This is a genomic window from Leptothoe sp. ISB3NOV94-8A, assembly GCF_043421595.1.
GTDB lineage: Bacteria > Cyanobacteriota > Cyanobacteriia > Phormidesmidales > Phormidesmidaceae > Leptothoe > Leptothoe turfae.
In genome coordinates this window covers 40,130-54,219 of record NZ_JAXSQW010000004.1, presented here as the reverse complement: position 1 = coordinate 54,219, position 14,090 = coordinate 40,130, and the positions used below count along the sequence as shown (strand labels likewise).

7 protein-coding genes are annotated in these 14,090 nt (G+C 45.8%); 2 read left to right on the top strand and 5 right to left on the bottom strand.

Going from position 1 to position 14,090, the window contains the following annotated elements:
* Nucleotides 1–6: 6 nt before the first annotated feature.
* The 4 genes from SPB21_RS33940 to SPB21_RS33925 form a co-directional block, all read right to left on the bottom strand.
* Nucleotides 7–1,962, bottom strand: a complete 1,956-nt coding sequence (locus SPB21_RS33940) for an ATP-binding cassette domain-containing protein (protein ID WP_499869476.1) — start codon at nt 1,960–1,962, stop codon at nt 7–9.
* A 41-nt stretch (nt 1,963–2,003) separates the two neighbouring features.
* The gene (gene devC, locus SPB21_RS33935; RefSeq protein ID WP_163665563.1) at nt 2,004–3,167 is read right to left on the bottom strand and encodes an ABC transporter permease DevC; all 1,164 of its coding nucleotides are present in this window, start codon (nt 3,165–3,167) and stop codon (nt 2,004–2,006) included.
* Nucleotides 3,164–4,342: an HlyD family efflux transporter periplasmic adaptor subunit gene (locus tag SPB21_RS33930; protein ID WP_163665566.1), complete on the bottom strand. Its 1,179-nt coding sequence runs from the start codon at nt 4,340–4,342 to the stop codon at nt 3,164–3,166. Before SPB21_RS33930 ends, devC begins: the two co-directional genes overlap by 4 nt.
* 153 nt (nt 4,343–4,495) lie before the next feature.
* A complete protein-coding gene (locus SPB21_RS33925) occupies nt 4,496–4,744 on the bottom strand; it encodes a DUF6200 domain-containing protein (RefSeq protein WP_163665568.1) in 249 nt (82 codons plus the stop codon).
* A 519-nt stretch (nt 4,745–5,263) separates the two neighbouring features.
* Between SPB21_RS33925 and SPB21_RS33920 the strand changes: the two genes are divergently transcribed.
* Nucleotides 5,264–7,375 carry an ABC1 kinase family protein gene (locus SPB21_RS33920; RefSeq protein WP_163665570.1) on the top strand — a complete coding sequence of 704 codons (2,112 nt, stop codon included), beginning with the start codon at nt 5,264–5,266 and terminating at the stop codon, nt 7,373–7,375.
* Nucleotides 7,376–7,595: 220 nt separating this feature from the next.
* The gene (locus SPB21_RS33915) at nt 7,596–8,009 is read left to right on the top strand and encodes a rhodanese-like domain-containing protein (protein ID WP_163665572.1); all 414 of its coding nucleotides are present in this window, start codon (nt 7,596–7,598) and stop codon (nt 8,007–8,009) included.
* Between the two features lie 9 nt (nt 8,010–8,018).
* Here the strand turns inward: SPB21_RS33915 and SPB21_RS33910 are convergent, their stop codons facing one another.
* On the bottom strand, nt 8,019–14,090 hold the full coding sequence (locus tag SPB21_RS33910; RefSeq protein WP_499869473.1) for a thioester reductase domain-containing protein: 6,072 nt from the start codon (nt 14,088–14,090) through the stop codon (nt 8,019–8,021).

Below are 14,090 nucleotides of genomic sequence, written 5' to 3'. Positions count from 1 at the left end.
TAGAAATCAGCTCAAATACTGATAGGCATGACGCATACACTGGATACTCATTTGGAAAACATTACCTAATTCACGGATAAACTCCAATAGTCTTGCCTCATCCTCTGAATCAAAAGGCATGTCACCTATTTTGTTGATGATCTCGATAACGGCAATCACTTCACCTGTTTGGAAACCAAAAACTGGTAGGGCCAATATATTTCGAGTAATAAAGCCAGCATCTTTATCAATTTGTGGATTAAAGCGATGGTCATCATAGGGGGATGGAATATTGAGGACTTCTCCTGTGATTGCAACATATCCCGCGATCCCAGTATCAAGCGGCATCTCAATTGCAAAAAGATTATTATCTTCATCTATGGCGGTATTGGTACGCAAGACCTGGTTCGAGAGATCCACTAAGAAAACGGCAACTCTCTCTACTCGAAGGGTTTGACCAATCTTGAGGAAAATAACCTGCAGCAGAACTTGAAGCTTTTGCTTTAACACTGATTTGTCAGGAGATACAGCAGAGTCTAAAAAAGATTGAAGTTCCTGGTTAAGTTGATCTAGAAAAGCAATAAATTTATCTGTGGATAGAGAGTCTACTCGTCGCCTTAATTCATGGGCGTTTTGAATCAACGATTGATGCCGAGAAACATTGGTTTCTCGCGCATATAAAATACTGGTTTCCAGAACATTTCCTAGAAATTGGGTTAACTCATAAAACCTGGTCTCATCTGCCTGGTCAAAGGCTGCATCACCAATTTTATTGAGGGCCTGGATAACGGCACACACTTCACTACTAGAGTTAAAAATCGGCATACAAAGGATACTTCTTGTCCTAAACCCAGTATCCCTATCAACTTGAGGATTAAATCTAGAATCGTTATAGGGGTTAGGAATATTTAGACTTTCTCCCGTCGTAGCAACATGACCGGCAATACCAGCATTTAAGGGAATTTCAATATTAATCGGTTCTCCAGAGGCACTGCGTGCGCTTTGCGACCAAAGCTTATACCGATCTCTATCTACCACGAAAAAAGTTACTTGTTGGGCAGCTATCAGCTGAGAAATTTTAATAGAGACCGCCTGTATAATCAAGTTTAGTTTTTGATTGACAGAACGGTTTTTGAGCAGGTTCATCGTACTTAGAATCTGCTCGAATTCTTTATTAAGCTGCTTCAAGAATATGGAAAATTGCTCAATTGATAATGGATCAATCAATGTTCTAATTTGACTGGTTTCCATTTGAAAAATTTCCGACATCAAGTTATTGATGTTCAGCAACAATTCACCCTTGGCCTGGGATAAACGACCATCTTCTAAACTAATAATTCGATCAGCAATATCAAGAATTCGATTATCGTGGGTCACTAACACAATGGTGCAGCCTTGTTGTTTGGTGAGCTGCTGCATCAGCTCAACGACATCACGTCCACTGCTTTTATCTAAGGACGCAGTAGGTTCATCCGCTAGTAGAATTTTGGGTTGATTGACTAGGGCACGGGCAATGGCGACACGCTGTTTTTGCCCTCCCGACATTTGGTGAGGATAGCTTGTTATCTGGGGCTTTAAGCCCACAGATTCTAGCATCGCTTCTGCCCGATTCTGGGATCGTTTTCTTGATAGGCCAGGGTTTAGCTTTAGTGCCATCTCAACATTTTGTCTGGCGGTAAAGAAGGGCACTAAATTATGGTGCTGAAAAATGTAGCCTAGCTGATGGCGCAGTTCTAGCCGTTTGCGATCGCTCGCTTTAGAAATATCTCGATTGAGAACCATTAAACAGCCTTCTTGGACTGATCGTAAACCGGCAATTAATGTAAGTAGCGTGGTTTTACCAGACCCTGAAGGCCCAGTTAGAATAACAATTTCTCCAGATTCAATGGAAAGGTTAATGTTATATAAAACCTGCTGACGTAGTGTCCGTCGACCATAGTAATGATTGAGGTTTTTAACCTCTATAATGGTTTGCTTAGTCATCGGCTCAGCACACGAAATAAAAAATTATTCAGACTAGACTCTTACCTAAAGAGATCAGCAGGATCGGCATCCTTTAGTTTTACAATTGCTACAATACTTGCTAACGCACAGGTAATAAACGTTAGCACAAGGACCAAAGCAGCTCTGCTAAAACTCATATCCATAGGCAGCCGAGTAGCGCTCTGAACTAAATTAAAGAGATAGAGACAAAAAATATATCCGGGAATATACCCCAGAACTGCCATTAACATGCTTTCTTGGAGAACTGTATTGATCAAATATTGGTTTGTATAACCAATTGCCTTAAAGGTGGCATAGACAGATAGATAATCTGAAATTTGGGTAAATAGGATTTGATAGACAATTACTCCCCCAAATATCGAACCAATGACTGCCAATGTATTAAAAATGAACCCAATGGGTGAACCCGTCGTCCAATATTTTTTCTCATTGGCAATCAGTTCTTCTTTTGTCAATACTTCTATTCCTTTTGGCAAAATACTGACTATCTCCTGTTTAATGGCTTGAGGATCTACTCCCTCTTCTAAATTAACCAGTCCTAAACTTGCTTTAGCCAGGGAAAAACCTAATAAATTTGAATAGTTAAAATCACTCGTAATCAGGATGCCATTAGCGGATAAAATGCCTCCTCCTAAGGTAAAAAGACCTGCAATGGTAATTTTTTTATCTGCTATTTCTGTTGTAAACGAGCCTCTCTCCTGAACTTCTTGAATGATAGGCCCATATCCAGGCTTAGCCAGCTGATCATAGAGCCATGTGTTAGACCGCGTTATGACATCCAGCTGCTGATTAATTTCAGGCAGATTAAATACAGGGCGCTCAGGATCAAAGGCAAAAATAGTAATTTGTTTTTGCGCTAATGTTTCTGGGTTTTTGAAGTTGGTCCAATTCATATAAAATGGGCTGGTTTCCGTGACGCCACCAATAGCGGCTACTCGATCCATCACCCGCCGAGGAAATCCCCGCGCGCTTAGCGCCCAAAAATACTCCAATTGCCCCGGTTGTATAAATAAATCAGCTCTCAGAGATTTATGAATCGTAACTGCATCCTCAAAAATGCCATCACGCAGTGCCGTGGTGGTAAACATCAGCGTGACCGAGAGCATGACACTTAACAAGCTCACAAACAGACGAGACTTCTTATGGGTGAGTTGGAGCCATGCTTCTGATGTAAAGAAATTCATTGGACCGAAGAAGTGATTTGAATGGTAACGTCGGCTTCCATATGAATGAACTGGGTCACTTTCTCACTATCAGATGGGTTAAGACGAATTTCCACTTCAAAGACCCTGGCATCAATTTCCAAGGCCGGATCATTATCAAAAACTTCTTTTTGCCCTATTTGATGAGAGATCTTTTCCACGGTGCCCTGAAGTTCATCAGATAAGGCACTCAATTTGACTATGGCAGCTTGTCCTGCCTGAATTTTGGCAATATCGGTCTCATATACTTCAGCCAGGATATACATCTCCTGGGTTTGTCCTAAATCCACAATGCCATTCTGACCCATTTGCTCACCTGGCAAAGTATGAATTTTTAGAATGCGTCCAGCTACTGGAGCTCGAATACGGGTTAGTTCCAAGTTGGAAGCAGCTGTTACAGCGGCGGCGGTAGCGGCTTTAAGTTCAGCTTGAACAACAGCTATATCCACTGGACGCACCTCCTCTAACCTTTCTAGAGTGGCACTTTCACGGCGGATCTGCTGAGTACGACTGGACTGAATATTTTCTAATTGAGCTTTTACCTCATTCAACTGGGCCTGGGCAACCTCAAACTGTTCTTGCTTGTCATCTAAGTCAGAAATACTGATGGCACCATCTTCGTAAAGAACTTGAAAACGTTGATAAGCCTTTTCCGCATTCTGCAATTCAGCCTGCATACGCTCAATCAAAGCCTTTTTCTCAATCACTTCCGCACGCAATTGAGCTTCTAAATTAGCAATCTCTGCTTCCTGGGCAGCAATATCTCCAAGTTTAGCTTCACCAGCCAAGACTTTATCCAGCCGAGCTTTGGCCACTGAAACTCTCTGTTCGGCCATAGCTAACTCTGCTTGCTGGGAATAAAACGTATCCAACAAGGCAATTATTTGACCTGCTGTTACCTCATCCCCTTCTTGAACATTCACTTCAGCAATTCGTGCACCAAACAACTGAGACGGGCCAGATAAACTGATGACGCCGCTCTTGGGGATCACACGCCCTAAAGCAACAACCGTTTCAGGTTTATTGGCATTAATTTCAGGGACTTCTGGCAATGATTGCACTGGCTCAGAAGCCTTGGGAAATAGATGCCTATGCACTGCCAATGCAATCATTGCCAGTGTAATACAAGCAATGGCTAGTTTATATCTTCGCTGCATTGTCAAGTGAATTGAACTGATTTACTGAGCAAATAACTATTCACCAACATGGAATCAGTCCAAGGGCTATGGCTGACGAGTTTAGCTGGGAAATGGCCGAGTGAAACAGAAACGCTTGCCAAGATATTTTTTACTCTTTAATATACAGTTCCTCTACTTAAGAACAGCTTGCTTATTGAACCAATCTAGGGCTGTTTTAATTTTCTTTGGCTTTTCCTTATACACCACCACAATAGGGACAAGAATCTTATCCTCTGCTGCATCACCCAACTGGTATTGGGTACGTTCTAAAACTTCCTGAACTTCATCCATTAATTTCCCGCGACCTTTTTCAAGCTTCTTGATATTCTTTTTGCTCGTCTTACCAAGATTAACAACAACAGGCATTTGAATATTTTTCATGGTTCCTAAAAATCCTGATTTTGGTTCGGTTAATGGCTAAGCATGATCAGCATCATGCAACAAGTTGCTCTAATTCAGAGTGAGAAACTAATAAACTAAATATTAATTATGGTACATGAAATAATCTCCTATGGAGAGGTAAAGCCAGGAGGGCATAGAGACAAGCGATAAAGCTCGGGATCAAAAGAGTTGACAATGTGTTTTGTACAGGTGTTCTATAGAACACCTGTACATCCAAAAGCTGGAATTTAATCGGTCTTGCTTTCTAAGATGATTGGAATATAAAATCTCCTTGCCTACATTAACAAATTCAAACGTTCTTATATAAAGAAGACTTATACATGAAAATAACGTTTTCTTTTGAGAATATAGATAGATCCTTACATTTCTAATCATTCAGCCATTTATAACTAAATGATTAAATTCGAGCAGGTAAACGACCACTTCAAAATAAATCAATTCAAATAAATTTAAAATAATTCAAATGCATCATTGTGTTTTTAAAAAAGTTTAAGAATCATGGGTAAGAATCGTAAGCGACCTCGAATTAAAGTGATCAAACCCATAAACGTTAACGGTGACAATGGTTCATCACCAACAGCTTACACAAACTTGCCCAATATCAAACGATCATCATCTTCCTATCGCGTCCAAAAGGCTGTTAGCAGAGGCATTCAATCATGGCTTTCTCAAACCGCTAAGCCCTCTAAATCTCGCTTGATCAAACGGAAAAGGCGATCTCAAAAAGTTTTAGAGACTAACTCCCTCGAACCATGGGAAAACAATAGACCCGAATCCCATAGTTCCTCGAAGGGGATTGAGGATGAGGCCCCTATTCGCTCTATGCAACGTCGCCAACAGTTAGGTATAAATCCCGATATTTATGGTAGCCCACCACCGATGATGAGCATCATGCAAATCCAGGTGAGTTTTCTGCAGGTACTGATGAGATTGGGGGTGTGGATATATGCCATCGTTAAATTTTGGACTCTCATATTTTGGGATTGGCTACAACGAAAAGATTCGGTAGAGCGCCGCGCCCAGCGGGTACGGATCATATTACAAAGCATGGGGGGGATTTTTATTAAACTTGGTCAACAAATGGCGATGCGGGTTGACCTATTGCCCTACCCTTACTGCCTTGAGCTATCTAAACTTTTAGATAAGCTACCGCCCGAAACAACAAAGCATGCCATCCAGGTGATTGAACGGGTTACCCAAAAACCTTTAGCAGACACCTTTACTCAGTTTGACCCAGAACCTATTGGCTCTGCCTCAATTGCCTGCGTTTATCAAGCTGTTTTACACAATGGCGATAAGGTGGCAGTCAAGGTACGTCGCGCCAATATTGGCAAACTTATGATGGCTGATTGGCAAGCCCTGAATTGGCTGTTAGGGATAGTGGAACTGTTAGCCATTGTTCGCCCAGGCACCACCACCTATTTAAGAGCCGATTTACGGGAGGTCATCCTGGGAGAATTAGATTTTCGCCATGAGGCCCGATACCAGGAAGTTTTTCGTAAAACGGTGAAAGAATCGAAAAATTCCTTTATCAATGCACCAAAGGTCTATTTTGAACTGCTGAGTGAAGATCTTCTAGTCACAGAATTTGCATCTGGCGTTTGGCTTTGGGAAGTTCTAGCTGCCATTGAGCAGAAGGATAAAGACGCCCTTGCCTATTTGGAAAGCATTGATATCAACCCAACAATTGTGGCCAAACGGTTAGCTTGGGCAAATTGCTGGGGTAATTTAGAAAACATTATTTTTCATGCTGATCCCCATCCAGCCAATATTGTGATTCGGCCTGGCAATAAACTAACGTTTATTGACTTTGGGGCCTGTGGGACCATGAGTGAAAAAACTCGTCGTCATAGCCAACGACTTAATTACTGTTTTATTAATAAAAATGTTCGAGGCATGGTGCAAAGTGCCATCAGTGTCTTAGAACCCTTACCTCCCATTGATGTCGATTCATTTGAGCGTGAGTTAGAGCTGATTTATTGGCAAGTTGTCTTTGCATTTGAGTCTAAACATGCAGAATGGTGGGAACGGACATCGATGACGGCCTGGTTAGGGGTGATGAAGCTGGCTGGAAAGTATCAAATTCCAGTAGCTCGCGACACGTTGAATTTGGTGAGGGCAACGTTACTGTATGACACTATCGTAATGCGGCTGGATAGCAAGATTGATTCTATCAAGTTGCTGACTAAGTATCTGAAATCCATGGGTAAACAGTCGCGAAAACGGATACGCAAACAGTCACGGAATCTATTCAATCAAGAGCAAAGCTATACGCAACTGGAAGAATGGTTCAGGTTAGCCGATACAGCCCGTAATCGATTGGAACAGTTTTTGGATTTCCCAAAATATACCTTTACCTCTTTGGTGGATAAGCTGTCTTATGCTGTTTCTAATATCATGTGGACGGTTGGATTTATTTTGATAGTGGGGGTGGTGTTTGCGATCGCAATTGCAGGCATCCAAAACATCCAGGGAGACATGCTCCTCCAGGGAGAGCTTATCAGAAAAGTTTTATCCAACCGTCTGTACCAAGGCTTTATGGTAGCAATAGCCATCATTAGTACTCGTCGTATTTGGTTTCGGGTTCGAGATCGATCCATTCGTCGTTAGTTCGTCGGTTTACAGGGGAACATGGTGAGCGTCATCATTCCCTTATAAGATCCAGATCACACCTATGGCCTCCTTTACTTAAACACCTGAATAAACCTGAATTGAAACCTGAATAAACCTGAATTTTTCGGGATGTTTTCTGTCGGGGAGTTTTCTGATAATAGATTCAACGTTGCACAGGAGCTGTGCGACTCCTAATCACTAAACCGGAGACTATCCCATGCAATCCACATCCAAACCCTGCTGCGTTAACATCTCTCCTAAGGAATTTCTAAACTTACCTAACCGACCTATTCTCATTGATGTTCGCATGGAGATAGAGTACAAGACGTTTCGAGCTCCCAATGCCAGGTTAGTGGGGATGACTGACGTTCTCTTGGGTCTACGGTCTAAAGAAAGTCGAAAAAATCGCTGGCCTCAGTGGCTACAAGATTTGACTAAAAAGAGAGATACCCCTGTTGCCATTATCTGCCTGGCTGGCCAACGTAGCTATTTAGTAGGAGAGCAACTGGCTAAAGCCGGGTTTAAGGAAGTTTATAACATCCAGGGGGGCATGATGGAATGGTGCCGTCTAGGCTTAGATGTGGAAAAGGGGGAAGCTGATGCAATCAATGCTGTCGTTGCAGCGGCATAGTTGCCCCAGCTAAGGCACCGGAATTGAATCGGCCTTGGGTAAAAAATCATTTTGACGCCAATGGGTTACATAGGTTTTGAGTAATGTTTCATCTAAGAGCGGATAGCTCAAACCACTGTTAGCCAGCCCAATAGCAGTATTTTGGGTATTAATACGGCTAAAATCTATCCCAGCTTTTTGAAGATTTAGTAGATCTTCTCGAAAATCTACCATGTAAGGATAGAGAGAATTCTCAGGACATAGTTTTAATATGGCGACCCACTGATCTAGGGGAATTTTCTTAAGGGTATACCCAAAAGAACTTAACCATTGGAACAGGTTCTCCGTGGGGATAGATTGGGGGTGAAGCAGATGGAATGTAGACCCCATAGGTTGAAGAGAAAGCTGGGCAATGGCTTGAGCTACATAGTCAACGGGTACATAGTTACTGAACACCCCTGGGAGCGCAGGCACCTGGCCTAGCTGAACGCACCCCTTAATCATGCGAGAAAACAAGTCTTCGTTATTACCTACTCCGGTTTGACTGTTCCCAGTCACAATACCTAATCGATAGATAGATGTGGGAAGACCGCGATCTCGCGCTGTTTCCACTAACTTTTCTGCCACCCACTTACTTTGCAAGTAGCCATGCTTCAGTCCCTTGGGAGATAGTAACGGATCCTCTTCTCGAATGGGCTCCTGGTCATCTGTATAGGCCGAGGCCATAAACACCCAAAGCGTGGAAACAAAGTGAACGGGCTTAACTCTATGGGTACAGGCCAGACGCAGCATTTCTACTGTACCCAACACATTAGTCGCCTTCAAGGTGGAATAGGGATAAACATGATTAACCCATGCTCCACTGTGGTAAATCACTCCGATGTTCTCGGCTAGTTGTTGAAACACCTCGGCTGACAGACCCAGCCAAGGTGCTGATAAATCCCCCACCACTGGCACAATACGCTGGTTAAACCAGGGCTGCCATAAACCAAAGGTTTCAAGTTGGCGCTTTAGCTTTTGCTGGGCAGCCGCAGCATCTTGAGCCCGGATAAGACAATAGATATCGACGGTTGTTTGCTGCAGTAGTTCAGCTAACAGGTGAGCGCCCACTAGACCAGTGGCTCCAGACAGCAAAATTGGTTCGGCATGTAACGGATCTGATACGGACAATAATGCCGGGTTCGTAGGATCGATAGCTGGCTCTAAAATGGCCTCTGCTTCTAAATCTGGTTCTGCACTATCGGTTGCTTCTACTGTCGTTCCATCACGGGCGTCATCAATAAATCGAGCTAACCCAGCAATAGTTACCCCTTCAACTAATTGCCCCAGGGGAATGTCCACCCTCAGGGTACTTTCGAGCGCTTCTTTGAGTTCGAGGGCCATCAGGGAATCGAGGCCTAAATTACCCAAAGGTTCAAGCAGAGAAACTTGGGCTGGGGGTAGCTCCATGATTTGCGCGATCGCAGTTTGAATATGGCTACTCAAAAGCTGCTGACGCTCGGCACTAGATGCTGTGTCTAGTTGAGCAAGAATACTCTGTTGGGAACGGTGCGTTCTTGGTAATTCTGCACTTACTACGAGGTCAGGTTGATCCTTAGAGAATAGCTCCTGTCGATATTGTTGAGATAATTGCCGTAATAGCTTCGGTAAAAGCTGTTGTTCAGCCGGAGAAAAAATCCCCCCCGTACTCAATTGATGGACTAGCGCGTCCAGATGGCCCGTTTGTAGAGCTTGCATCACAGGGGATAAAGCTGGGACAGACAATGGATCCGTCATGACTTGACGCTGAGGGTAGCCCTGATAAAAGCCTGCCCAATCAATGGGGACTCCACGGATATAGAGTTCGCCCAGACTGCGCAGCAGTTGTTTCCAATCCGATAATTTCTCCCGTAAACTTGCTAGCCACAGCCCGGTTCCAGGCGGTACACTGGCCCGCCCCATGCTCAAACTGGCGGCATCGTCGCTGACGCCGAGAAAAATCTCGCAGCCATTATGCAGACAGGTGTGAATCGCTTTAGAAAATTGGGCTGGTTCCAGGGCCATGCGAGTCCAATAATTCGAGGTGGTCAGGACCTGATCAACTAGCTCTCCCGTCAAAGAAGACACCACCTTTAACTGGGGAGGAGACAGAGAAATATCTGCCATTGTTGGCGTATTTTGTACTTCCGGTGTCTGGAGCTGTTGAGTATGGAATCCATAGGTCAGCTGTAGATCAATGGTGGCCACCTGTTGATCACTCAGGTGTTGGATCACGGCCTCCATCGCTGCAGGTTCTCCTGAAATTAAGTTACAGGCCCCGGCGTAAACAATGATTGACACCTCCTGGGCAACAGGTTTAATTGCTTCTGTTACTACAGCTTCATTAGCATTGACGATCACCGCTTGATGGGTGGGAGCCACTCCCTTTAATGCCTGCCCAAAGGATGCCAACAGATGTAATGTATCGTCTAGGTCAATCACCCCAGCCACATGGGCCACAGTGTATTCACCAAAACTGGCCCCCAGCAACAATGATGGTGTTATTCCCCAAGATTTCCATAGTTCATACAGGGCATATTGCAAGGTAAATATGACAGGCATGGCATAAACCATGTCCTGATCAGTTGTTGGGGCAGTTTCATTAGGAGATTTATTGGCAGAATAAAGGTAATCCAGCAGCGATCCTCCCAAGAGAGATTGCACAATGGCATCACAGCGTTGGATGGCTTCTCGAAAAACAGGTTGAGTTTGATACAGTTCATACCCTGCCCCGCGATAGGGCCATTGAAAGCCGCCAAATAGAAAGGTGATGTCCGCACTTGTGGGGCTACTGATTTGTCCCCACAACACATTGGGAACATCTTGCCCCGCGAGGAATTGGAGGATAGTCTGATGCAGTTCTTCTGCGGACTGAACGATGACGGCTAGGCGATGGGGATGGCGCGATCGCGCTCCACTATCATAAGTATTTGCCTCAAAACAAATCGCTGCTAGGTCTGGTTTAGGTCCCAAATCTAACGATGTTTGTAGGCGCTTGACCGTAGCTTCAGCCTGGGTAAATAGCTCTGCTTCAGTAGCTGCAGATAAACAGAAAATTTGAAACGGAAGATAGCTAGTATCCGGAATTCTCCGCGCATGGGACATCTCTACTGAGGGGGCGCATGGCCATGCGCCCCTACGATCAGACAAACTTTTATCTTGTATGTCCGTTTTTGGCTCTTGGAACCAATGGCGCTGACGTTGCCAGGGATAGGTGGGTAAGTCAACTTTTTGGTAATCAACACCGACATTAACCTGTTGCCAGTTCACCGCTGCCCCTTGCACGTAGAGCGAACCTAAATTCTGTAAAATAGAGTCCTTGTCAGATTGGCTTGGATACAAGCTGGGCAACCATATCCCTGAAGATATGCATTGTTGTCCCATCCCAATCAATAGCGGCTTAGGCCCCATTTCGAGGAATAGTGGCTCTGTTAAAGAGTGCGTCTTCCCGTTTTGAGACGGCACCTTTTCTAACGCTTGCTCAGGTCCCAGAAGATCGCTGGACTCCTGGGTTTGTTCATACAGTGTTCTAATGCCAGCCGTAAACTGAATGGGTTGGAGAAAATGATCGCTCCAATAATCAGGGGTAGCCACCTCATCTCCTACTAAAGTGCCATTAATGGTTGAAACCAGGGGAATTTGCGGGCAGGCATAGGAAATGTTCTCTGCAGCTTGCCTAAATTTCGCTAGCAACGGCGTTAATAGCGAAGACTGAACCCAATGGGGCGAAAGCGCACCCGTTTCCAAGCATTTGTATAGGAGGCCCTCATCCTCCAAGGCATCACAAATGTCAGCCATTGTTGCAGTCGCACCAGACAGTACAAAATGATTCGGACTGTTATACGCCACTATCTCAACGGATGCTCCATAGGAGGCCAGCAATGTCTGACATTGGGATACAGGTGCGAGCACGGTCAGTGCCTGTCCCCGATCTGTGATGTTTGCCCACCATTGGTCCCACTGGGCAATCAACTGTAGTCCATCCGCCAAGCTAAAAACACCCGCAACACAAGCCGCCACAAATTCTCCTAAGCCATAGCCCATCACCTGGTTAGGCTGAATACCCCAGGATTGCCAGAGCTGAGCGAGGGCATATTCAAAGGCGAATAGGGCAGTTTGGGGGAGAGGGGGAGAAGGAGAGGGAGACTGTAGGGGCTGGCCTTGTGCGGTTCGGCTGAGCTCACCGTCGAAGCCCTGCCCTGACTCAGAGGACAACAGATCCGGATAGAGAATCTCCAGCAGATTGTAATGTGGACGCAGAACCTCGGTACATTGGTCAAGGGCTTGCCGGAAAACAGGGTAGGTTTCATAGAGCTGCTGCCCCATTCCTGAATATTGAGCACCGTCCCCCGTAAACAAAAAGGTAATGTTGGGCCTGTAGTTCGTCTTAGGCAATTGCCACTGCTGCACCTGGGCTGACGTCTGACCCGCTTCAAGTTGTTGCAGTGCCGTCATCAGCCCTTGCCGATCGGTAACTCGAATCGCTAACCGATGGGTAAAGTGAGATCGCCCCACCTGCGAACCACAACAAATATCTGCCAATCCCTGCTCAGGATATCGTTCTAAGTGTTGCCCATACTGACTCACTAGCGTCTCTAACCCTTTTTTACTCTTAGCCGACAACGTAAGTAAATTTTTAGACTGATTTTCCGACTTCCGACTTCCGACTTCCGATTTTAGTTTTCCGACTTCCTCCACAATCACATGGGCATTTGTCCCACTAAACCCAAAGGCACTCACCCCAGCCATACGTCGGTCATCCTTAACGTCCCAGGGTGTCAGGCTTTCTGGCACCGTCACCGGCAACGTATCCCAATCAATGTGCGGGTTCGGTGTCTGGCAATGGAGGTGGGGGACAATTTGTCGATGCTGCAGTTGCAGAACCACTTTGATCACACTGGCAATACCAGCTGCAGCTTCTAGATGACCAATGTTGGTTTTGACAGAGCCGATATGCAGAAATTGAGCGGTGGTGCGATCCCGAGGGAAAATCTCCCCTAAGGCATTGACTTCAATGGAGTCTCCCAGAGGGGTGCCTGTTCCCTGCACCTCCACATAGCTAATTTGTGAATGATCGACACCACTGTTCGCCAGTGCTTGGCGGATCACCTCAACTTGGGCAGGGCCATTAGGAGCCGTTAACCCACCCCGATGGCCGTTCTGGTTAGTGGTTGAGCCCCGCAGGATAGCCTGGATGGGGTCTCCATCCGCCAGGGCATCCGAAAGCCGCTTGAGCACAATCACCCCGCAGCCTTCACCGCGAGCATAGCCATTGGCACCGGCATCAAATGTGCGGCAAGGACCACCAGGAGACACCATACCGGTTTGGGAAAGCACCTCATGGGTGTGGCTATCCAGTAAGAGATTGACCCCACCGGCCAGCGCCAGGATACATTCTCGTTGCCGTAAACTCTGACAGGCCAGATGAACGGCAACAAGGGAAGAGGAACAGGCGGTATCAACGGCTAGACTTGGCCCCGTTAGGCCCAGCTGATAAGAAAGCCGACCAGCCGCCGTACTAAAGGCATTACCGGTACCGGAATAGGTGTCGACGGGTTCGTCTGCCGCCAACAACTGATTGGCATAGTCCTGGCTGCTAATACCGACAAACACTCCTGTGGCACTGTTGCGCAGCTGGTGTGGCACCTGATGGGCCTGTTCCAACGCCTCCCAACTGACTTCTAGCAGCAGGCGTTGCTGCGGATCCAAATTACGAGCTTCCCGAGGCGTAATCCCAAAAAACTGGGCATCGAAGCTATCCACCTGGTCCAGCAGTCCCGCTAATGATGTCGTGGTTTCATAAGTAGCTGCCTGCCCAGGCCAACGATCTGAGGGAATTGGGCCAACGGCATCTTGTCCCTGCTGGAGCAATTGCCAGAATTCATCAGGAGAATTAACACCACCGGGAAAACGGCAGCCCATGCCGATAATGGCGATGGGCTCAGTCTGGGCAGACTTCACCGCTTGCAGTTCAGCCCGCATTTCCCTAAGGGCAATCAAGGCTCGCTTAGTAGCGGACAAGCTAGTGGCGGACAAACCATCGGGCTGATGTTGAGGTGAAGGCGTTGAATGGATATTGCTCAT